This is a genomic window from Paenibacillus sp. FSL F4-0122 (assembly GCF_038002845.1).
GTDB lineage: Bacteria > Bacillota > Bacilli > Paenibacillales > Paenibacillaceae > Paenibacillus_AQ > Paenibacillus_AQ odorifer.
Window position 1 is genome coordinate 3,714,128 of sequence record NZ_JBBODI010000001.1, and the last position, 22,152, is coordinate 3,736,279.

General features: G+C 36.5%; 21 protein-coding genes. 20 read left to right on the plus strand and 1 reads right to left on the minus strand.

Annotated features, from left to right (window positions below; genetic code table 11):
• Window positions 1-4 precede the first annotated feature (4 nt).
• The 17 genes from yihA (at window position 5) to MHH49_RS16060 (ending at window position 18,119) form a co-directional block, all read left to right on the plus strand.
• The gene (yihA, locus tag MHH49_RS15980) at window positions 5-673 is read left to right on the plus strand and encodes a ribosome biogenesis GTP-binding protein YihA/YsxC (RefSeq protein ID WP_036685063.1); all 669 of its coding nucleotides are present in this window, start codon (window positions 5-7) and stop codon (window positions 671-673) included.
• 104 nt (window positions 674-777) lie between these two features.
• Complete coding sequence (locus MHH49_RS15985; RefSeq protein ID WP_076274665.1) at window positions 778-1,560, plus strand: tyrosine-protein phosphatase; 783 nt, start codon at window positions 778-780, stop codon at window positions 1,558-1,560.
• 135 nt (window positions 1,561-1,695) lie between these two features.
• Window positions 1,696-3,672: an S-layer homology domain-containing protein gene (locus tag MHH49_RS15990; RefSeq protein WP_341138265.1), complete on the plus strand. Its 1,977-nt coding sequence runs from the start codon at window positions 1,696-1,698 to the stop codon at window positions 3,670-3,672.
• A gap of 119 nt (window positions 3,673-3,791) precedes the next feature.
• A complete protein-coding gene (locus MHH49_RS15995; RefSeq protein ID WP_036685072.1) occupies window positions 3,792-4,571 on the plus strand; it encodes a YveK family protein in 780 nt (259 codons plus the stop codon).
• Window positions 4,552-5,238, plus strand: coding sequence for a CpsD/CapB family tyrosine-protein kinase (locus MHH49_RS16000; protein ID WP_036685074.1), 687 nt, complete (start codon window positions 4,552-4,554; stop codon window positions 5,236-5,238). The genes MHH49_RS15995 and MHH49_RS16000 overlap by 20 nt, the downstream gene beginning before the upstream one ends.
• A 41-nt stretch (window positions 5,239-5,279) precedes the next feature.
• Entirely contained in the window at window positions 5,280-7,112 is a 1,833-nt protein-coding gene (locus MHH49_RS16005; RefSeq protein ID WP_076274667.1) for a polysaccharide biosynthesis protein, read from the plus strand.
• Between the two features lie 23 nt (window positions 7,113-7,135).
• On the plus strand, window positions 7,136-7,822 hold the full coding sequence (locus MHH49_RS16010) for a hypothetical protein (RefSeq protein ID WP_341042948.1): 687 nt from the start codon (window positions 7,136-7,138) through the stop codon (window positions 7,820-7,822).
• A gap of 2 nt (window positions 7,823-7,824) precedes the next feature.
• Window positions 7,825-8,853, plus strand: coding sequence for a stalk domain-containing protein (locus MHH49_RS16015; protein ID WP_341138266.1), 1,029 nt, complete (start codon window positions 7,825-7,827; stop codon window positions 8,851-8,853).
• Window positions 8,854-8,945: 92 nt separating this feature from the next.
• Entirely contained in the window at window positions 8,946-9,572 is a 627-nt protein-coding gene (locus MHH49_RS16020; RefSeq protein ID WP_341138267.1) for a sugar transferase, read from the plus strand.
• A 1-nt stretch (window position 9,573) separates the two neighbouring features.
• Entirely contained in the window at window positions 9,574-10,464 is an 891-nt protein-coding gene (locus tag MHH49_RS16025; protein WP_341138268.1) for an NAD-dependent epimerase/dehydratase family protein, read from the plus strand.
• Window positions 10,461-11,591, plus strand: a complete 1,131-nt coding sequence (locus tag MHH49_RS16030) for a hypothetical protein (protein WP_341138269.1) — start codon at window positions 10,461-10,463, stop codon at window positions 11,589-11,591. The genes MHH49_RS16025 and MHH49_RS16030 overlap by 4 nt, the downstream gene beginning before the upstream one ends.
• 39 nt (window positions 11,592-11,630) lie before the next feature.
• On the plus strand, window positions 11,631-12,236 hold the full coding sequence (locus tag MHH49_RS16035; protein WP_341138270.1) for a DapH/DapD/GlmU-related protein: 606 nt from the start codon (window positions 11,631-11,633) through the stop codon (window positions 12,234-12,236).
• A gap of 23 nt (window positions 12,237-12,259) precedes the next feature.
• Window positions 12,260-13,435: a glycosyltransferase gene (locus MHH49_RS16040; RefSeq protein WP_341138271.1), complete on the plus strand. Its 1,176-nt coding sequence runs from the start codon at window positions 12,260-12,262 to the stop codon at window positions 13,433-13,435.
• A 39-nt stretch (window positions 13,436-13,474) separates the two neighbouring features.
• Window positions 13,475-14,434: a GT-D fold domain-containing glycosyltransferase gene (locus tag MHH49_RS16045; protein ID WP_341138272.1), complete on the plus strand. Its 960-nt coding sequence runs from the start codon at window positions 13,475-13,477 to the stop codon at window positions 14,432-14,434.
• A gap of 24 nt (window positions 14,435-14,458) precedes the next feature.
• Window positions 14,459-15,454: a hypothetical protein gene (locus MHH49_RS16050; protein ID WP_341138273.1), complete on the plus strand. Its 996-nt coding sequence runs from the start codon at window positions 14,459-14,461 to the stop codon at window positions 15,452-15,454.
• Window positions 15,455-15,467: 13 nt separating this feature from the next.
• A complete protein-coding gene (locus MHH49_RS16055) occupies window positions 15,468-16,586 on the plus strand; it encodes an EpsG family protein (protein WP_341138274.1) in 1,119 nt (372 codons plus the stop codon).
• A gap of 114 nt (window positions 16,587-16,700) precedes the next feature.
• A complete protein-coding gene (locus MHH49_RS16060; protein ID WP_341138275.1) occupies window positions 16,701-18,119 on the plus strand; it encodes a hypothetical protein in 1,419 nt (472 codons plus the stop codon).
• Between the two features lie 152 nt (window positions 18,120-18,271).
• Here MHH49_RS16060 and MHH49_RS16065 read toward each other — a convergent pair whose 3' ends face one another.
• Window positions 18,272-18,403 carry a hypothetical protein gene (locus tag MHH49_RS16065; RefSeq protein WP_341138276.1) on the minus strand — a complete coding sequence of 44 codons (132 nt, stop codon included), beginning with the start codon at window positions 18,401-18,403 and terminating at the stop codon, window positions 18,272-18,274.
• A 433-nt stretch (window positions 18,404-18,836) separates the two neighbouring features.
• Between MHH49_RS16065 and MHH49_RS16070 the strand changes: the two genes are divergently transcribed.
• Genes MHH49_RS16070 through rfbA form a run of 3 tightly spaced genes read left to right on the plus strand, consistent with a single transcriptional unit; the run spans window position 18,837 to window position 22,136 of the window.
• A complete protein-coding gene (locus MHH49_RS16070; RefSeq protein ID WP_341138277.1) occupies window positions 18,837-20,192 on the plus strand; it encodes a UDP-glucose dehydrogenase family protein in 1,356 nt (451 codons plus the stop codon).
• 17 nt (window positions 20,193-20,209) lie between these two features.
• Window positions 20,210-21,235, plus strand: a complete 1,026-nt coding sequence (locus tag MHH49_RS16075) for an SDR family NAD(P)-dependent oxidoreductase (RefSeq protein ID WP_341138278.1) — start codon at window positions 20,210-20,212, stop codon at window positions 21,233-21,235.
• A gap of 22 nt (window positions 21,236-21,257) precedes the next feature.
• Window positions 21,258-22,136 (plus strand): glucose-1-phosphate thymidylyltransferase RfbA, encoded by an 879-nt coding sequence (gene rfbA, locus MHH49_RS16080; RefSeq protein ID WP_036685112.1) that lies wholly within the window; start codon window positions 21,258-21,260, stop codon window positions 22,134-22,136.
• The last annotated feature ends 16 nt before the right edge of the window (window positions 22,137-22,152 follow it).

Sequence of the window (22,152 nt, forward strand, 5' to 3'; positions counted from 1 at the left end):
TCCTATGAAAGTTAATATTGCCGAATTTATTATCAGTGCCGTTGGCCCTGATCAGTACCCTGATGATTCCTTGCCAGAGGTTGCTCTGGCAGGGCGTTCCAATGTGGGGAAGTCTTCCCTCATTAACCGAATGATTAACCGTAAGAATCTGGCTCGGACAAGCTCCACGCCTGGTAAGACACAACACATGAACTATTACCGTATCAATGAAGACAGCATGTATTTTGTTGACTTTCCAGGTTACGGGTATGCCAAAGTCTCCAAGACACAACGCGCGGTGTGGGGTAAAATGGTTGAGAAATACCTCTCTGAGCGCGATACGTTGAAGCTTGTTCTGCTTATTGTGGACCTGCGGCATTCGCCTACCAGCAATGATAAGATGATGTTCGACTGGTTGAAGCATTATGATCTTCCTATGTGTGTTGTAGCGACCAAAGCGGATAAAATTCCGAAGACACGCTGGCAAAAGCATATCAAGACCATGAAGCAGGAGCTGGGCGTGCTGCCAGGGGATAATTTTATTCCATTCTCCTCGGAAATTGGTCTCGGCAAAGACGAGCTTTGGGGCTTAATCGATGGGTATATTCGCCCTTCTGAGAATGAATCTCCGGATTCAGAGGATGCTGAAATGATAGCAAATGAATCTCAGCAAGAGGAGTCAACCGAAGCGTAAGATATGAACTCATTTACAATCAAGCAACCATTCCTGGAGGGAATGGTTGTATTTTTTTGTTGATAAAACTAAAATTTCTATGGAAAAGGACCGATAGATAACATATGATAGATATTCACTGCCACATCTTACCCTTTTTGGATGACGGAGCCTCTGATTGGGAAGCTGCTCTTGCCATGGCGCAAGACGCCCACAGAGAAGGGATTACTTCAGTCATCGCCACGCCACATCATGCCAACGGTCAATATATGAATAACGCCCCCAAGATTAAAGAAGCTGTGGAGCTGATGAATGAAAGACTTCGTCAGGCTGGTAATCCACTGCTTGTTCTTTCAGGTCAAGAGATCCGTATCTACGGTGATCTGCTGAATGATCTGGAGCGGGGGGAACTGCTGAGTCTTGCAGATTCGCGGTATATTTTACTGGAAATGCCTTCTTCACGAGTACCACGTAACATGGAAGAAATCTGCCACGAGCTGATCATTCAAGGGTTCGTTCCGGTCATCGCCCATCCGGAGCGCAATGCTGAAATAGCTGCTGATCCTTCTAAACTAGAGAGATTGATAGAGCTAGGATCACTTGGACAGGTAACCGCACAGAGTCTTGCAGGCGTTTTCGGGAATAAGCTACAGAGATTGTCGCTGGAGCTATGCCGTAGAAATGCAGTACATGTGTTGGCCTCTGATGCACATGACAGTGTTCATCGTCCTTTTGGATTAAACGCTGCTTATGTGGTTATGGAGAAAGAATTAGGCCCTGAGATGCGTGACTATGTTCGCGGCAATGCTCAGCAAATTATGACCAATGGCGAGGTTATTCATGGAAAACACGTACAAACAAGGGGAAACCGACAAAAATTGTTTGGATTTTTTTTCCGAAAGGGCTGACTAATCTACCTAATAGTGGTAGAATGGGTTTTATTGGGTGATTTAATGCTATACGTAATAGCGTAGCATTTGGGCGAATTGTTCTAGGTCTATGGTAGTACAGTATTTTAATACATAAGAAGAGGTGGATATTTAGTGACTTTGAAAAAGAAACTAGTAGTATCAACATTAGCAGCAAGTATGGTAGCAGCATCCGTAGCGGGTCTTCCGTTGGGAAGCCTTGGAGCAGTAGGCACAGCATCTGCGGCTACAGTTAGTAGCAGTGCAGCAGTTAAGGATAAGGTTCTTGCTGTTTACAAACAATTGACCGCAACAGATGCAGTTTATCTTTACAATTTGAAGACTGAGGTTGCAGCACTGAGTGAGAAAGAATTTACAGAAATTTTTGCTCCAGTACTGAACAAGCTTTCACTGGATGGAGAAGAAACAAAAACATCACTTAAATTGTTCCAAAGCGTTACTAGTGTAGTCTACGATGTCTATGGAAATGACTTCTCCGGAATCCAAGTGATCCGTAACGATGACAAAAACATTGCTTTGGTAAGCAAAATTGCAGCTAAAGCGGGTGTGTCTGGACTTACTGTTGATAGTGTTGCTGAATTCTTGAGCAGTATTGAAACAGAACTTCGTGAACTGGTAGGTAACAAGTCATCAGCAGATTTGTTGGCAATTCTTACATCTGAATCTGGTTACGAGACTTTGTTGGATGAAGCCATTGCGAAAGTGATGAACCACACTACAGGTGCAGGAGCTCTTACAGTAAGTCAGGCTTTGAACAAGCTTGGAGTTACTGCTAATGATGTTAAGCAAACATTGAAAAACCTGAACAATAATATTAAATCCGCAAAACCTGCGGCAAAATCACTTGCTGTTGCTTACGTTAAAGCTTATGGATTTAGTACTGGCGGCGGAGTCGGTCCTGGTAGCGGTGGCAGTGGGAGTGGAAGTGTTACAACGCCTGTAGCTCCTGTTCAAACTCCAGGAATCTACGATGTATCCAAGCTCGTAAGCATTGTTGACGGTAAAGCAACCTTGAAATTGGTTGATGCTGATGTAATTAAAGAATTTGATAAGCTGGTTGCAGCGAACCCTGGTAAAACTGGTCTTACTTTGACCCTAAATCTGGGAACAGTAAACGCTACTACAGTTGAAGTTCCACTTTCCCAAGCCATTATTGAAGCTGCAAAAGCTAAAGGTATTGCGAATATCGCCGTTACTTTCAACGGTGTAACTGTAACGATTCCTGTAAGCCAATTCAGCACAGCAATTTCATTGACAGTAACTACAGCTAAACCAGAAGTTGTAACTTCCGTTACCAAGCTGAAATTGGCTTCGGATGTGTATGAATTCACACTTAGTGTGAACGGTGTAGTACAAAGTACATTTAAACAACCAATTACTATCAAACTGCCACTTAAGAATACTGATGGTCTTGATAAAGAATTGCTTTCTGTTGGTAAACTTGTATACGGCGACCTGCAATTCCAAGGTGGAGTTCTTGATGGAGATTTCATCGTAGAACCACGTGATACATTCTCTTCTTACGCAGTACTTGAGAATAAAGTCTCCTTTAATGATATTGCTGCTGTACAAGCATGGGCTGGTAGACAAATTCAAGTCGTAGCTGCTAAAGGTGCGATTGAAGGAGTCGGAGCAGGTAAATTTGCACCGAAGAACAACGTAACTCGTGCTGAGTTCTCCAAAATGTTGATTCGTGCGCTTAACCTGGAAAACAACTCTGCTGTACAAAGCTTTAGCGATGTAAGTTCAACAGCTTGGTATGCACCATATGTAGCAGTTGCAGCAGAAAAAGGGATTATCACTGGACGCAGTGCGGCCAAATTTGATCCTAATGCAACTATTACACGTGCAGAAATGGCAACAATGATCTCCCGTGCGTTGAAATCTATCAATCCTGATGCAAAAACGGATTCTACTGCAATCAGCAAATTCTCTGATGCTGCTAAGATCAGCGCATCCCTAAGAGATGGCGTAGCGTTTGCAGCAAGCCACAACCTGGTTATCGGAAATGCTGGCAAGTTCAACCCGAACGATACAGCTACCCGTGCTGAAGCAGCAGTAATTATCTACCGTACTATTAACTTCAAGTAAATAAAACTTATAGTATACAGCCTCCTCTCATGTAGGTGAGAGGAGGCGATTTTTTTGCAAATAGAGAAGATTTGAACAGGCATCGAAATATTTCAGAAATAGCTTGGGGGTAATTTCACTTGTCATCACAAGAATTGGATCTTCGCGATTATTTTCAGATCGTCAGGAAGAGACTATGGCTCATTTTCAGCATAGTTGTATTGGTGTGCGGTATTGCTGGTGTATATAGTCTGTATATTAAAAACCCGGTATATGAGGCATCCACGAAGATTATCGTTAACCAAACACCGACGCAGTCAGCGGTGGGGCAGCTTGATTTAAACCAGATTAATACCAATATTCAATTAATTAATACGTATAAGGAAATTATTAAGACTCCGGCCATCCTTGATATTGTTACAAAGGATTATCCGCAATTCAATATTACTGCGGAAGAGCTATTAAAAAAGGTTAATGTGAGTTCCGTAAATAATACGCAGGTGATGACACTTGTCGTTCGAGATAATTCTTATCAGCGGGCTGCTGAAATCGTGAATGCCATTTCACTTGTGTTCAAGGAAGAAATTCCAAGTCTATTTAATGTGGAAAATGTATCGATTCTGAATGAAGCTAAAGTGAATCCAACTGTTGAGCCACGGCCGGTAGAACCAAATGTTTTACTGAACATGGCTATTGCTTTTATCGTATCTTTGATGATTGGATTAGGGATTGCCTTCCTGCTGGAATATATGGATGACACCCTGAAGACAGAAGCAGATATTGAGAAGTATCTTGGATTGCCTACCATAGCTATGATTACAAGATTGGGTCAAGATGAAAGCAAACAAGGTGCCGCACAAACACAGAAACAATCATCCAGAAAGGCGGGGGACCTCGAACATGTCACAGCTTCCAAATAAACAACGCCATCTGATCACCGTTACGAACCCACGCTCTCCTGTCTCTGAAGCGTTTCGCGCATTGCGCACGAATATTGATTTTTCTTCTGTAGATCAGACCATTCAAGTGATTATGGTCACTTCATCCGGACCGGAAGAAGGTAAATCTACGGTATCTGCTAACCTGGCGGCAGCTTATGCACAAGCAGATAAAAGAGTATTGTTGATTGACGCCGATTTGCGGAAGCCGACGGCACATAAGACTTTTACACTAAGCAACCGTTTTGGTTTATCCTCCCTACTGTCTCAACAGGCAGTTCTTGAGGACACTGTCCAAGACTCCGGTGTTAATAATCTTTCAATCATGACCTCTGGACCAATCCCGCCCAACCCGGCGGAAATGATGGCATCTAATCGGATGAGCACTCTTTTACAGGACTTGCGTCAGCGGTATGATGTCATTCTTATTGATACTCCACCATTATTAGCGGTTACGGATGCACAAATTGTGGCCTCGAAGAGTGATGGCGTTATTATGGTTGTCAGCTATGGTAAGGTAAAACGCGATATCGCAGTAAAAGCTAAAGCTAATCTAGATCGTGTAGGTGCAAAAATGCTCGGCGTTGTTCTCAATAATGTAAAACGTAAAGCTAGTGAAGGGTACTATTACTACTACTATGGAAATTGATTTATTCATAATTAAAAATGTTATTTTTGGAGGCACTGAAAATGACAGCGAAATCTAGAGTGATTCTTTTATTCTTCATTGATCTTGCGATCATTTGGTTCAGTATTGTGACATCTTATTTGTTTCGGTACCCTAACCATGCTCTTCAGGAATACGTTGTACAGATGCTGCAATTTGGTTTGATTGCAACATTTGCATTTGGTGGAAGCCTTATATACTTCGGTCTTTACCGAAGAATGTGGCAATATGCCAGCATCGGTGAAATTATATCGGTTTCTAAAGCTATTGTAGTAGGGTCTTTATTTTCATTTGCACTGGCATATCTAATTTTGCCGGATAGAGTACCTCTTGCCATAGAAGTTCGGTCGATGGAGACTATTCTTTTATTAGTAGGTGGAGTCCGATTTTTGTGGAGAGTACTTCATAATGATCGAATCAATTACAAAGACACTAAGACCCATACACTAATTGTAGGTGCTGGTGATTGTGGGTTATTAATTGCTCGGGAAATGATGGGACCCTCTTTTGCACATACCAAATTAGTCGGTTTCATTGATGATAATGCGAATAAATACCATATGTATATATTGGGTGTTCCTGTATTAGGTAATCGATATGCTATCCCAGCTATTGTGAAAGAAAGAGAAATTCATGAGATTATTATTGCCATGCCCTCTGTTTCACGTACTGAGATTTCTGAGATTATTAATCTTGCCAAAAAGACTGGAGCAAAGCTTAAGATTATACCGGCTCTTAATGATCTGATCGCTGGGAAAATATCAGTTAAGAAACTTCGCGATGTTAGCGTAGAAGATTTATTAGGTCGTGAGCCGATCGTAGCTGATTTAAATAGTATTTTAGGTTATGTACATCATAAGACGGTGTTAGTTACGGGGGCTGGCGGATCTATTGGTTCAGAGTTATGCCGGCAGATTGCTCCTTTTGGTCCGGACAAGCTAATGTTACTTGGACACGGTGAGAACAGTATTTACACGATTGAAATGGAGCTTCGTAAGAGTTTTCCGGAGTTGAACATTGTAACCGTGATAGCAGATGTACAGGATCGCAGTCGGATAATGGATGTATTCAGTGGCCATAGACCGCATGTGGTCTTTCACGCAGCAGCACATAAACACGTTCCTTTAATGGAGCGTAATCCTTCGGAAGCCATTAAAAATAATGTTTTTGGCACCAAAAATGTTGCGGATTGTGCAGATAAATATGGTGCCGAGAGATTCGTAATGATCTCTTCTGATAAGGCAGTTAACCCAACCAGTGTAATGGGTGCCACTAAACGGATTGCTGAAATGTATGTGCAGAGCCTGCACACCACAAGTCAAACAAAGTTCTCTGCTGTGCGTTTTGGGAATGTTCTTGGCAGTCGTGGTAGTGTGATTCCAGCCTTTAAGCAGCAGATCGCTGCCGGGGGGCCAGTGACTGTGACTCATCCAGAAATGGTGCGTTATTTCATGACGATTCCGGAAGCTGTTCAGCTTGTCATCCAATCTGGTTCTTTCGCCAAAGGCGGAGAAGTGTTCATTCTGGATATGGGAGAGCCGGTTAAGATTCTAACGTTGGCGGAAGACTTAATTACGCTCTCTGGATATGAACCCTATAAGGACATTGATATTCATTTCTCCGGTATTCGTGAGGGTGAGAAGTTATATGAAGAGTTGCTTACAGATGAAGAAAATCTAGGTTCTACTGATCATGGAAGAATCTTTATCGGTAAACCTAATGTCATAAGTCTGAACCAGTTAGAACTGGAGTTTAAACGTTTGGAACGTGTTCTAGCTGAGGAACCAGAAGTTATCCGCGAAATAATCAATCAGATTGTACCAATGCAGCCCGTTGCCCAAGTTGCTATTAGCTAACTATTCATAAAGGGGGATATAAAGTGTTCAACAAACGATGGAAAAAGATCCTTTTATGGACGCTGTCAGTTATTGTAGTGCTGGGTGTTGGCGGCTTATTCGCCGCGAATTACGCTGTCGATAAGCTGATGAATTCAATGGTAGATGGTTTTGATCTGGAGTCTGAGGATAATGTTGGTGGTGGTCAGGACCAAGGAATAGCGACAACTGATACAGTTGATGTTAGTAATGTCGATCCTGTAGAGTCCGCGGTACCTACTACTCCACCAGCAAATGATGAGGGAAGTAGTAATCAAAGTAGTGAAAATAACGATAAACCTAGTGGAGAAACAACAGCTTCTACTACTAGTGAACCGACCAAAGCTCCATCATCAGAACAAAAAGATGGTTATACAGCACAGGTCTCCACGGATAAAGCTAAGCAAATTCAAGAGAATGTAACGATTAAGGATAAAGCTGATGTAGCTTCTATTGTGCTTGGTCAGCTTAGTGTATCGGATATTAATCGTCTTAAAGATTTGGCAAAGGGTGGCTTAACACTTGATGAAAAGCGGGAAGCACGTAGCATAATTCTTGGTAAAGTATCCGAAGAGCAATACAATGAGCTTTCTCAAATTGCTAAGAAGTATGGTGTTAGTCAAGGGAAGTCACGTGACCAAATTATTGCTGAAGAAGAACAATTAAAAGCGAAAGAAAAGGGAAGTGAATAAGCATGTTTAAAGCAACGCTACCAGTCATAGCTCTAACTTTAATTGCTTCAATTGGTTTAGCACCATTAACAGCATCCGCACCTATATCTGTATCGGCAGCTGCGGCGGTACCAAGTGGAACGACTAAGGCTGCAACTAATACGATTAAAGTGCAAAGTATGAACGTGAATTTGATTTTTGACGGAGTGAGTATTCAGCCACCCGCAGGCCAGTATGTATTCATGTACAACAATACAACGTATGTTCCATTGCGCTTTATGTCATATGCTTTGCAAAAGAGTGTAGCTTGGGATGCTAAAAACGTTAAAGTTACAGTTGCAGAGCCTAGCAGCTCAGAGCTAGTTGTGATTAAAGAATACCTAATGAATGCAACGAACGGGAAAAGTACTTCAGCAGCAGCGAAGAATATTGCCCTCAATCAAGTTAAGGCAAGTTATGTATTTAACGGTGCAACCAAGGCTTTGCCTACAGGCCAATCTAGCTTTATACTGAATGGTTCCTTATATGTACCCCTACGTTTTTTATCGGAATCTGTAGGTCATAACATTAGCTGGGATCAGAAGACGAAGACCATTACTGCAGTTTCCAAGGGTTATCAGGAACAAACCACTAATGGATCGACAAACAATGACAATGGCAAGGACCCATCTCCAGTAGCGACACCAGCGCCAACGGATACAACAGGTGCAGCAGGTGGTGGTTCTGCAGGAACTGGAAATGTTTCATATGAAACTATCACTAGTGACACAGAAGCTAAGCTTACGGCGCTTAAAAATCAAAGTCAATCGACATTAATGAGTATTGGGTTTGAGTATCTTGGAGCGACAGATGAAGCGAGTAAGAAAAGCATTAAAGAAAAAGGGTTGCAACAGCTGGCCTCATTTACTGCTAGCTTCAATAGTATAGTTGCTGACACTGAACAAAAACTGAACAGCAACGGCTATAGCACGGAGATTATTAGTCAATATAAAAGTGAATTTGAGTCACAGCTTCAGGCGGGTAAAGATATAGCTGAGAAGATGGCGAATTAAGAGAGTAGTAAGAATATCATCTCTATGCTCGTTTGGCATAGAGATGATCTACATATATGAAGAAATAGTAACTTAAAGGATCAGGTGAATTTATGAGACCTTATGTTTACGTGAAACAAACCATTGATTTTCTATTAGCTTTAATCGGAATGCTAGTGTTATGGCCGGTCTTATTAATTATTGCGATTGCAATTAAGATAACCTCCAAAGGCCCTGTTTTATTTAAACAAAAAAGATTAGGCAAAAACAAATTGGAATTCTACATACTTAAATTCAGAACGATGCGAACAGATACACCACAAGATATGCCAACGCATCTACTAGAAGATCCTGACTTCTTCATTACTAAAGTAGGAAAGTTTCTAAGAAAAACTAGCTTGGACGAACTACCTCAGATAATCAATATCCTAAAAGGTGAAATGAGTATCGTGGGACCTCGCCCTGCATTATGGAATCAATATGATTTGATTGCTGAACGTGATAAATATGGAGCTAATGATATCAAACCTGGGTTGACTGGCTGGGCTCAGATTAATGGTAGAGATGAGTTACCTATTGAGAAGAAGGCGAGTCTGGATGGGGAGTATGTTGCAAGTCTTTCTTTTAAGTTTGATATAAAGGTATTTTTTATGACGATACTAAGTGTTTTGAAGTCTGATGGTGTAAAAGAAGGAACAACAAAACAGGAAGTGTCTTCTACTAAAGGAGTAACTTTATAAGATGAGTAGACGAAAGATATTAATAACTGGTAAAGGTAGTTATGTGGGTACAAATTTTATAAAGTGGCTGGAACAATGCCCAGATCAATACGAAGTCGTGGAGCTATCGGTTAGAGGTACGGAATGGAAGGAACATGATTTTTCAATTTATGATGTAGTACTCCATGTTGCTGGAATTGCTCATGTATCTACGGACCCAAGTATGGAACAGCAATATTATAAAGTAAACCGCGATTTGGCGATTGAAGTTGCGGAAAAGGCAAAAAAAGAACACGTTAAGCAGTTTGTTTTCACAAGCAGTATTATCGTCTATGGTGATAGTAGCCATATCAACAAGAAAAGAATAATAGATAAAAATACGAAACCTCAGCCATCAAATTTTTACGGTAATAGTAAGCTTCAGGCAGAGAAAGGTATTTCTCTTCTAGAGAGTGATGATTTTAAAGTAGTGATAATTAGACCACCAATGATTTATGGTAAGGGCTCTAAAGGGAATTATCCGAAATTGGCAAGCTACGCACGTAAATTACCAATATTTCCTGACATCGACAATGAAAGAAGCATGCTTCATATAGATAATCTTTGTGAATTTATTAGGCTGATGATTGAAAATGAAGAAAAGGGTACTTTTTTTCCTCAAAATAAAGAATACGTTAAGACTAGTGAGATGGTTAAACTTATTGCAGAGGCACATGGGAAAAAAATCAGACTAACGAAACTAGCTAATAGATTTTTGAGTCTTACAGGGAAAAAATATAGTTTGATTAATAAAGTATTTGGTAACTTAGTCTATGATAAGGGTATGTCGAGATATACAGAAAACTATTGCGTGAAAAATTTTAAACAGTCGATACAATTTACTGAAGTGGATGGAGAGTTGGGTTTGCAATGAAAGCAGTTTGCGTTAGTTGTTTTAATTATTACAATACTAGGGTTAGGTTTGTTGAGCAATACTTAAACAGTGAGGGGTATGACGTTCACTATATCACATCTGATTTTGATCATATCGATAAAGCTAAATATTTACTTGAAAGACCCAATACAACCCAAGTAAAAGTTAAATCCTATTATAAAAATTTATCAGCCCAGAGACTTTTGTCACATTACTTCTTTGCTAAAGAAGCTTTCAAAGAAATAGAGAGACTCAAACCAGATTTACTATATATTATGTTGCCACCTAATTTTTTAGCCGAATTCGCCTCGAAATATAAAAGAAAAAATAAAAAAGTAAAAATAATATTTGATATATATGATTTATGGCCAGAAACATTCCCCTCAGATAGAGCTAAATTACTACTTACAATCCCATTTAAGCTTTGGGGTAGCCTGAGAGATAGAAATTTAAAAGCAGCGAATGTTGTAGTTACAGAATGTGAGCTTTATCAAGAAAAATTAAAACACGTACTAAATGATTTAAATACTGAAGTGCTTTATTTGACCAAGGAGAATAGTAGCTTGACGAGTAAACCTCATCTAGATCTAAACGGAATAAATATTTCCTATCTAGGCTCTATTAATAGCATTATAGACATTCCATCTATTATTAAATTACTAAGTGGTATAAATAAACTTAAACCGGTCACTTTACACATTATTGGTGATGGGGAAAACAGAGAACAGTTTATTGATGGGGTCAAACTTTCTGGTGTGAAAGTTGAATATTACGGAAAAATATATGATGAAGAACGTAAGAAGGAAATATTTGATATCTGCTCTTTTGGTATTAATATGATGAAAAATTCGGTCTGTGTAGGTTTGACAATGAAGTCAATTGATTATTTTCAATACGGTCTGCCTATTCTCAATAATATCCAAGGAGACACGGCCAAGCTAGTTGAAGAAAATCAGGTTGGTATTAATATTACGGATGGTAATTTGAATGAGGTCATCGAAGAAGTAGTAAACATTAATTTGCCAGAACTTTTACTTATGAGAGATAGCGCTCTGCAAGTCTTTAATGATCTGTTTTCAATTGAGGCATTTAATCAAAAGTTTGGAAAGATCTTAAACCAATTGTGATTATTGAATGTTATGGAATATCTATAGGAGGGTAGAAAATTGAAAGAGCAACGTGCAGGTAATTATGGATTCGGCGAAATTATCAAAAATGGGATTTCGTTAATATACACCAAGTTATTTTGGAGAAAAGCTAGACTCATACGCCTTCCTATACGTGTAAGAGGAAAAGATTGCTTGACTTTTGGTTCTGGTTTTACTACGGGGTACAGTTGCAGAATTGAAATGAACGGGACAAAAGTAAAAGATAAGTTGATAATAGGGAACGATTGTGTGATCGGAGATTATGCCCATATTGTAGCTAATAATAAAGTGGTTATAGGTAATGGAGTTCTTATGGCCTCTAGGATTTTCATAACAGATACTAATCATGGAGAATATACCGAAAATATGGACGGATCTCTCCCTACAACTCCACCTAACAAACGACCTTTATACTACAAGAAAGTTGTTATAGGTAACAATGTATGGTTAGGTGAAAATGTATCGATATTACCAGGGGTTATTATTGGAGATGGCTGCATTATAGGTGCCAATGCTGTAGTTACTAAGAGCATTCCTGCGAATAGTATTGCTGCTGGAAATCCAGCTAAAGTTATTAAGAAATATGAGAAAGATACGAATACATGGAGAAGTATTAATAAATAGTTTTGATAGAGGTAGGGAAAAAAATGATTGGGTTATTTAGTTTTGATGGACCGATGTATCGTGATTGTAATGGTGTGTATTGCAATACAACGATTACTTCAGAAATGTTTTCACGATATTTTCAAGTTGTTGATAAATTAATAGTTGTTATCCGTACATTGCATTTAGACAAGACTTATAAAGAAGCTAATTTACAAAAAGTAGAATTAAATGGGCTTCAATTTATTGAAATACCTAATTTAAATTCTATTCATGGATTCTTGAAAGATAAGCCAAAATATAAAAAGTTAATTGGAGAACAGGTCGAAAAAGCTGATTTAATATTTGCAAGAATGCCAAGCGTTATAAGTGATATAACTATTCATTTCGCAAGAAAAATGAAAAAGAAATATATGGTTGAAGTAGGTGGTTGTGCTTGGGATGCTTATTGGAATCATGGATTAATTGGAAAATTAATTGCACCATATATGTTTTTTAATGAAGTAAAAGGAGTAAAACATGCTACTTTCGCGTCATATGTAACTGAAAAATGGTTGCAAGAGCGTTATCCATGCAATTGCCCATCTGTTTCAGCATCAAATGTTTACTTGGATAAGAATGAAAAATCTGTTTTAGAACAACGAATAAATAAAATAAAAACAAAAAGTAAGGATAGCAAAATTATTATAGGTACAGTAGCAGCTGTAAATGTTAGGTATAAAGGACAGGAATATATTATAAGAGCTATATCTGAGCTAAATAAACAAGGATATAATTTTGAATATGAATTAGTTGGTGGGGGAGACACCTCTTACTTGAAAAAAATATCGAAAAAGTTAGGTGTGGAAGATAAGGTTAGGTTTAAGGGGCTATTATTACGAAGTGATGTGTTTAAATGGCTTGACTCAATTGATATATATGCTCAGCCAAGTAAACAAGAAGGTCTACCTAGAGCTTTAATAGAAGCCTTAAGTAGAGGATGTCCAGCTATTGGTTCAACGACTGCTGGGATACCAGAGTTACTTCAGACTAAAACGGTTTTCAGAAATGGAAATATTAATCAGATTTGCGATATACTAAAAATGCTGGTTACTACGGATTTACGTGAAATAGCAAAATGTAATTTCGAAAAGGCAAAAGAATATGAGTTGGTGCATCTAGAGAGCAAACGAAATAAAATTTACGAACAGTATAAAGTTCAGTGTTTATATAAATTATAATAAATAATCCAATACAAAAGGGGATAAATGGTGGGAAAGATGACATCGCTTATTAGAATTAAACAAGAACTTACGCGAACGACAGTTGGGCGCATTTTTATTAAGGCTTATCATTATACAGTAGCTGTACCAATAGCTAGAATTTATTCATTTAAATTTCACTTCATAAAAAATAAGTTTAAAAGTATTAAATTTTATTCTAATGAGGATACATTTGATATGCTGAAATCGAAAAAAGTTTCTTTATGTAGATTTGGTGATGGAGAAATTTCTTGGATATATCGAGATTCAAAAGGATATTTTAATCAGGAAAATTCGAAAGAGTTAAGCGATAGACTGCGGGATATATTATTATCAGACAATAAGAATATAATTGTTGGGATACCTAACTTTTTTGGTTCTTTGGATCAATATAGTCAAAAACGTAGAGAATCAAGGAATACACACTTGGCAAAATATTATAAAAGATGGATGGAATTGTTAAGTTCTGATAAGTATTATGCGGATGCACTAATAACAAGAGTTTATTATGGTCTTAATGATAAAAAAAGTGATTATATGTTTAAAAATTGGAAGAGTATATGGGAAGATGAAAATATAATAATTATTGAAGGTAGTCAAACGAGATTTGGTGTAGGGAATGATTTGTTGAGCAATGCACGTAGTATTAGAAGGATTATTGCGCCTGCAGAAAATGCTTTTCAAAGATATGATGAAATATTAAGCAATGCAAAAGAGTACATATCAAAAGATAATTTATTTATAATTTCATTAGGACCTACAGCCACAGTGTTAGCAAATGATATTGGAAATTGTGGAAGTCAGGCTATTGATATCGGACATCTAGATATAGAATATGAATGGTTTTTGTCTGGTACAACTAAAAAGAAGCCTGTAATTGGTAAGTATGTTAATGAAGCAGGAGGGGCACCTAATATTGAAATGCCAGAAGCAGTTTTAAAGCGATATAAAACAGAGATTATAAAGTATGTTGTATAAACTAATATAAGGGGAGATTGTTAGTTGTATAACTTTGTATTCTATAATGATAGTTTTAAAGATTTAGATAGATTATTTTTCTTGGATATTGAAGAATTAAGTAATATGAAAATTGTTAAGAGAGAAAGATTATTTAGATTCAAGTTTCTTAATTTTCTTTGTAAATTTCATTTATCTCATAGAGTAAATTCAAAGATTAATTTACCGTTAAAATGGATTTGGAATAAAGTGTTATTTAAAAATGATTTTGTTAATGAGGATGAATTATGTTTTGTATTTACACCAGGATGGTATTATCCCAATTTTATCGAGTATTTAAAAAAAAGGTATAAAACGAGTAAGTTTGTATTTTATTTTAGTGATACTATTGAATCTAAATTAAATGTTATACCTTCATTAAATATAGATTATTTAAAAGAAAGTTTCGATTTAGTACTATCTTATAATCAACAAGATGTGAAGAAATATAATTTGAAATATACATCCATATATTATTCGAAAATGCCCCAATCATGGATTGGAAAATTACCTCTTTATGATCAAGTAGATGTACTGTTTATCGGTGCAGCACGAAATAGGTTAAATGAAATTAGGAGTGCTTATAAAAAACTAACAAATGCAGGATTGAAGTGTTTTTTTTATGTTGTGTCTATTAATTCAGAACATGAGCTAAACGATGAAGGGATATATTATAGTAAGTCGGCTATGCCATTTAGAGAATACTTAGGTCGTACTATGTCTGCAAAGTGTATATTGGAAATACTTGATACTAATACAACTGGATGCACACTAAGGTTCTGGGAAGCTGTAATGTACGATAAAAAACTAATTACTAATTATAAGTATGCGAAAGATAATGCTTTTTATAACCCTTTAAATATGCATTACTTTTCATCTGTTGATGAAATTAGGACAAGTTTTATAACTGAAGAAAATGAAGTTCATTATAATTATAAAGGCGAAAATTCTCCAAGAAATTTTCTGGAATTGATAGAGAATTATTTAGCTGAAAAAGTGTAAAGAAGGTTAATCAATGGCTATATTATTTTATGGGATTTCAATATTGATGAATGTTTTTGCCAGTAAAAATCTCCGTAATAATTTAGAAAAAAAGACTAATAACGTTATCATATTTTTATCTTTTATTATTATTTTTCTATTAATGTCTGGTTATAGAAATACATCAGGTTTATCTAATGACTTATCAAATAATGAACTTGAATACAATAATATCATCAATGGACTAAATTCAAATTATGAAATTGGCTATATTTTATTGATGAAAGCGGGGGGGGTATTTACTCAGGATTTTTATATATTCCGAAATGTTGTTATTGGAATTTTTTTGTTCTTTTTATTTTGGGCTATACGAAAGTGGGCGCCAAGTCCTCATTATGTTATTGCTTTGTTTAGTTCTTATTTGATTATATTAAGTTCAGAACAATTAAGATATTTTTTAGCATTTGTTATTTTTGCAATTGGTCTGTTTATTCTTGTATATTCAAATTTTAAACATAAAAAAATAATTTTTAGTTGTTTTTTAGTCTTAGCTACAACTATGCACTTATCTTTTGTAATTTATTTCATATTTCTACTAAGTAATAATTCGGTGAAAAGTAAAAAAGAAAAGATCATTGCAACCGCAGCATTATTATTCTGTTTAATTATCTTTTTAAATAATAATCAAATACCTGGTTTATCCCAATTATTAAAATCAGTAGATAATTATAAAGTTGTTGTGTATATGAGTCAATCTACTAATTATGGATTCTTATATCCTTTTGTATTTCAATTGTCATCAATATTATTAACTTTATGGGCTTTGAAATTATATAGAAAATCAAATGATAACGAAGGTACTCAAATTTTAGAACATGTATATAAGCTGAATTTACTAGCTGTTCTATTTTTTCCACTATTCATGTTGCAATTGACATTTTATCGGTTAGCACGAAATATGTTAATAGTTAATTATCTTGTGTTTTCTCAAATAAGAACCTCAAAAAATATAAGTCTTAAAAATAGAAAGATATTCGCTTTTGTAGTGTGGAATAGCGTTATATTATGGATTGTTGTGGATTTAATTATTAAGACTCCAGTAAAAGCTTTGCTTATTCCATTTTTCACTGAAAATATTTATTTTAATTTTTAATTAGTTTCAGAATGTTCACTTTTAATGTATATGCATAAAGGGTATATGCTTCTGTATTTAGAGGATGCAATAAGTAGATTAATAACTAATATTATTAGGTAATGAGTTGATAACTTGAATATAAAAGCAATGAGCTTTATCAAAAACATGTCATATACTATATCTTCGAATTTGATAACCCTTATTATATCTACCTTGGGTATTTTGGTTATTCCCAAACTTTTAGGTGTTGAGGACTATGGGTATTGGCAATTGTATTTATTTTATGCTTCGTATGTAGGTTTTTTACACTTTGGCTGGACTGATGGTATTTATTTGCGATATGGCGGAGATGAGTACAACGAATTAGATAAAAAATTATTTTTCTCTCAATTTGTTATGTTATTTAGCAGCCAAATTTTTATTGGGATTTTTATGTGTTTTTTTACTAGTATCTTTATATCAGATTTAAACCGAGGTTTTATTATAACAATGGTTTCTATATCCATGATTATTGTAAATATAAGAATAATGCTCATATATATATTGCAAGCGACAAATAGAATCAAAGAGTACGCTCGGGTCACAATGTCTGACAGAGTTGCGTTTATTATTCTAGTGATTGTCTTTTTGCTTGCTGGAATTAGAGATTATAAGGTGATTATCCTTGCTGATTTACTAGGTAAACTATTCTCGCTTATATATTCGATGGTTTCATGTAGGGACATTGTGTTTAATAGAATCAGTTATTTTTATCTTACGATAAATGAAACAACAAAAAATATAGGTGTAGGAATAAAACTAATGTTCGCCAATATTGCAAGCATGTTGATAATAGGCGTTGTTAGATTTGGTATAGAACTTAAATGGAATATGGAAACTTTTGGTAAAGTGTCATTAACCTTGAGCATATCTAACCTCCTGATGGTATTTATTAATGCTGTTGGAATAATTATATTTCCAGTTTTGAGGCGAACAAATGAAGATAAACTCCCATTAATCTACTCAACTATGAAGACATTCTTAATGGTTCCTTTATTGGGTTTGCTTGTTGGTTATTATCCGTTGAAGATAATTTTATCAGTATGGCTACCTCAATATACTGAGAGCCTAATGTATATGGCACTTCTTTTTCCAATGTGTGTCTATGAAGGAAAAATGGCGTTGTTAATAAATACTTATTTAAAAACACTGCGTAAAGAAAAGTTGATACTTAAAATTAATCTAGTATCTGTGATGTTAAGTATTACTCTTACCATATTGTTTACTTTAGTGATTGGAGATCTAACTTTAGCTATTTTATCGATTGTTGCACTATTGGCTTTTCGATCTGCTTTAGCAGAGGTGTTTTTATCAAGGATACTCAATGTATCAGTGTACAAAGATTTATTACTAGAGATAGCTATCACTCTAATATTTATATTAACGGGTTGGTTTCTAACCTGGTGGATTGGGGCAGTCCTCTATTTAGTTGCATATAGTTTGTATTTGGTAATTAAGAAAAAAGATATTACAGATACATTGAAAATTGTTAAACAATTAATAAGAGAATAGGATTGTAATAAACTTGAGTGTTTCGAATTTCGATTTAGAGATCCTGAAGTGGACAAACCTATGAAGTAACAAGGTGACGAGTTATAGAAGGAATTACGAAGAAGCTTAATAATGTCGAAAAGAGGCTTCTTCTCCAAGGATTTCTGATAGTCCTAGACGATAATTTGCCACAGATATTCTTCTAGAATTCGACGAACGACATCAATCTGCGTGAATCCAGCTTCTGCAGCATTCACTTGTACCGCTGAGATTCCAAAAATCACTTGAGGAACTGGATTGCCCACGAGCGCTCAATCCCTTGAAGGAAAGCAACTGATTTTCGAAGATGTCGCAGGAAGAATTTCAGGAACTAAAGAAGCGGTACTGGGGGCACTGTTTAATGAGCACCCGTATTTTTTGTAGAAGAGTAGGAGTAGTAACGGGAAAAATGATCAAAGAATATAGCGATGAGCAAGAAAATGAAAAATGGGTGAAGTATTAAAAACGAAGAGTGAGTTTTAATCACGAACTTGAGCTTGTTTCAGAAAAAAACACTTTAGTGTGAAGTATGGCTTTCAATCAAGAACTTCAGACGGATCTGCGACATAAATACCTGTACTTTAAGCAGGGTGGTTTAGATTCTAAGGTATTAAATGTTTTGCAATTGATGTTTTATTGATGGGAGATTAAGGGTAAATCACCCTTTTACGCTTATAAATAAGGGAAAGAGGGCTAACTATGTTTAATATTGCAGTAGCTGGAACTGGCTACGTCGGCTTAGTAGCAGGCGTATGTTTCGCCGAAGTAGGTCATCAAGTAATCTGTGTGGACATCGATGAAAACAAAGTTGAGTTGATGAAATCTGGTGTGTCACCAATCTATGAAGCGGATTTAGAAGAACTTATGCAAAAGAATTATGCAGCAGGTAGACTTGAATATACTACTGATTATAAGTCAGCTTATAAAGAAGCAGATGCGATATTTATCGGTGTTGGAACTCCTGAGCAGCCTGATGGATCGGCTAATCTTTCATACATAGCTACAGTTGCAAGACAAATAGCAGAAACAATAGAAAAAGATTGCCTTGTTGTGGTTAAATCTACTGTTCCTGTAGGAACAAATGATAAGGTGCAGCAGTTTATACATGATTTTTTACCTCGTGAAGGAGAAAAACTTGTTGGTAATGGTAATGGAGTAGGTAGAGACATCAGAGTTGAAGTAGCATCTAATCCAGAGTTTTTAGCGCAAGGTACAGCTGTTAGGGATACTTTGCAAGCAGCAAGAATCATAATTGGAACTGAGAGCAAATGGGCAGAAGATATTCTTATGAAAATCTATGAGCCGTTTAATATCCCAGTTGTATCTGTTAAAAGGAGATCTGCAGAGATGATCAAATATGCATCTAACGATTTTCTTGCTCTGAAAATATCTTACATGAACGATATTGCTAATCTTTGCGAATTAGTAGGAGCAGATATTCAAGATGTATCAAGAGGAATGTCATTTGATGAACGCATTGGAAGCAAGTTCTTAAATGCAGGTATTGGTTATGGAGGTAGCTGTTTTCCTAAGGATACGAAGGCACTAGAGTACTTAGCGAGACAAAATGGATATGAGCTTAAAACCGTTAAAGCAGCTATTGATGTCAATACTAGCCAAAAGACAATTCTGTTTAAAAAAGCATCTAAAAGACTTATTACCTTTAACGGTTTAAAAGTAGCGGTGCTAGGACTGACATTTAAACCTGGGACCGATGACTTAAGAGAAGCTGCTTCGCTAGAAAATATACCTTTGTTATTAAATCAGGGAGCAGAAATCTATGCTTTTGATCCTGTAGGAAAAGTGAATTTTTCTAAGGAGTATCCAGAAGGTAGAAATGGTAAGGGAAGTATCAAATATGTTGAGAGCATAAAAGAAGCTCTTGAAGGTGCGAATGTCTGTTTTGTATTTACTGAATGGGGAGAAATCAAAGCAATCGAGCCGGAAGTTTATAAAAATTTAATGAGAACGCCGTTGGTGTATGACGGCAGAAATTTGTATGGGGTACAAGATATGAAAGAAGCTGGTGTGGAGTATTATTCCATCGGAAGATAGTCGAAGGGGCGAGCAATTTGAATGATATACTTGTAGATCACACGAAAACATATCTAATTACTGGAGCAGCTGGCTTTATAGGATTTTATTTATCTAAAAGGTTATTGGAGCAAGGGAGCCGAGTGATCGGAGTTGATAATATAAATGATTATTATGATGTCAACCTCAAACACGTTCGCTTAGAGCAACTAGAATTATTTAGCCGTTTTGAATTCGTAAAAGTTGATATATCAGATAAGGACATGATTACAAAGATCTTTGAAGAATATAAACCGAATATTGTGGTGAATCTTGCAGCTCAGGCTGGAGTGCGTTACTCTATAGAGAACCCAGATGTGTATATTCAAAGCAATATTGTAGGTTTCTTTAACATTCTTGAAGCTTGTAGAAATTATCCTGTTGACCATCTTGTATATGCTTCATCTAGCTCAGTTTATGGGTCTAATAAAAATGTTCCTTTTGAAGAATCAGATGTTGTGGATCATCCGGAATCGCTTTATGCAGCTACGAAAAAGTCGAATGAGCTAATGGCGCATACTTATAGTCATCTGTATAAGATACCGACTACTGGTCTACGTTTCTTTACTGTTTACGGTCCCATGGGTCGTCCAGATATGGCGTATTTCGGATTTACTCAGAAATATTTTGCTGGTGAATCTATAAATATATTTAATAATGGTGATTTTAGAAACGATCTTTATCGGGACTTTACTTACGTAGACGACATTGTTGAGGGTATTGAGAGACTTCTAAGTAAAGCACCGACAGAAGCGGTTCCGCATAAGGTTTTTAATATAGGAAACAACAGCCCAGAAAAGTTAATGGTATTTATTGAAACATTAGAAAAGTGTTTAAGCAAGGCTACTGGGAGAGCAGTGATATTTAATAAAGTATTTGAACCTATTAAACCAGGGGATGTACCAGTAACATATGCATCAACGGATTTATTACAACAAGCTGTAGGATTTAAGCCGAAAACTTCCATTGAAGAAGGTTTACAGAGATTCGCTAATTGGTATGTAGATTATTATAAAGAGAAATAATTCGAAGAGGAGTTACGACATTATGAAAGGTATTATCCTAGCAGGCGGCAGCGGTACGCGCCTATACCCATTAACAATGGTCACAAGCAAGCAGCTTTTACCTATTTACGACAAACCAATGATCTACTATCCACTATCCACATTAATGCTAGCGGGCATTAAAGAAATTCTTATTATTTCAACTCCAGAGGACACGCCTAGATTTGAAAGTTTATTAGGTGACGGTTCTCAATTTGGCATCTCATTACAATACAAAGTTCAACCAAGTCCTGATGGTTTAGCGCAGGCTTTTATTTTGGGTGAATCTTTTATAGGTGATGATTCAGTTGCCATGATCCTTGGAGATAATATCTACTATGGCAATGGAATGCGGAAGATGTTGCAACGTGCTTCTTCTAAACAACAAGGAGCAACGGTGTTCGGATATCATGTACAAGATCCAGAGCGCTTCGGTGTGGTAGAGTTTAATGAAGAAGGTAAAGTATTGAGCGTGGAAGAAAAACCAACTCAGCCAAAATCTAACTATGCAATTACTGGTCTATATTTTTATGATAACAGAGTTATTGAGATTGCTAAGAATGTTGAGGTCTCTTCACGTGGGGAATTGGAGATTACCTCCATTAATGAAGCTTACTTAAATCTTGGTGAGCTTGATGTGGAACTTCTAGGTCGGGGATTCACTTGGTTAGATACAGGAACTCATCAAAGTCTTGTCGACGCAACTAACTTTGTACGGACTATTGAAGATCATCAAGGAATCAAGATCGCCGCTCCGGAGGAAATTGCATATATTAATGGATGGATTACTAAAGAACACTTGTGGAATTGCGGGGAAAAGTTAAGTAAGACAGGGTATGGTCAGTATTTGATGAAAGTAGCAACAGGTAAAATACAATACTAATAACTGAAAGTGTGGC

Excerpts from the sequence above, each read along its gene's own strand:
- MHH49_RS16030 (WP_341138269.1), top strand. The coding sequence starts at position 10,461 with ATGAAAGCAGTTTGCGTTAGTTGTTTTAATTATTACAATACTAGGGTT.
- MHH49_RS16005 (WP_076274667.1), top strand. The coding sequence starts at position 5,280 with ATGACAGCGAAATCTAGAGTGATTCTTTTATTCTTCATTGATCTTGCG.
- MHH49_RS16040 (WP_341138271.1), top strand. The coding sequence starts at position 12,260 with ATGATTGGGTTATTTAGTTTTGATGGACCGATGTATCGTGATTGTAAT.
- MHH49_RS16020 (WP_341138267.1), top strand. The coding sequence starts at position 8,946 with ATGAGACCTTATGTTTACGTGAAACAAACCATTGATTTTCTATTAGCT.
- MHH49_RS15985 (WP_076274665.1), top strand. The coding sequence starts at position 778 with ATGATAGATATTCACTGCCACATCTTACCCTTTTTGGATGACGGAGCC.
- rfbA (WP_036685112.1), top strand. The coding sequence starts at position 21,258 with ATGAAAGGTATTATCCTAGCAGGCGGCAGCGGTACGCGCCTATACCCA.
- MHH49_RS16070 (WP_341138277.1), top strand. The coding sequence starts at position 18,837 with ATGTTTAATATTGCAGTAGCTGGAACTGGCTACGTCGGCTTAGTAGCA.
- MHH49_RS16055 (WP_341138274.1), top strand. The coding sequence starts at position 15,468 with ATGGCTATATTATTTTATGGGATTTCAATATTGATGAATGTTTTTGCC.
- MHH49_RS16015 (WP_341138266.1), top strand. The coding sequence starts at position 7,825 with ATGTTTAAAGCAACGCTACCAGTCATAGCTCTAACTTTAATTGCTTCA.
- MHH49_RS16025 (WP_341138268.1), top strand. The coding sequence starts at position 9,574 with ATGAGTAGACGAAAGATATTAATAACTGGTAAAGGTAGTTATGTGGGT.
- MHH49_RS16045 (WP_341138272.1), top strand. The coding sequence starts at position 13,475 with ATGACATCGCTTATTAGAATTAAACAAGAACTTACGCGAACGACAGTT.
- yihA (WP_036685063.1), top strand. The coding sequence starts at position 5 with ATGAAAGTTAATATTGCCGAATTTATTATCAGTGCCGTTGGCCCTGAT.
- MHH49_RS16000 (WP_036685074.1), top strand. The coding sequence starts at position 4,552 with ATGTCACAGCTTCCAAATAAACAACGCCATCTGATCACCGTTACGAAC.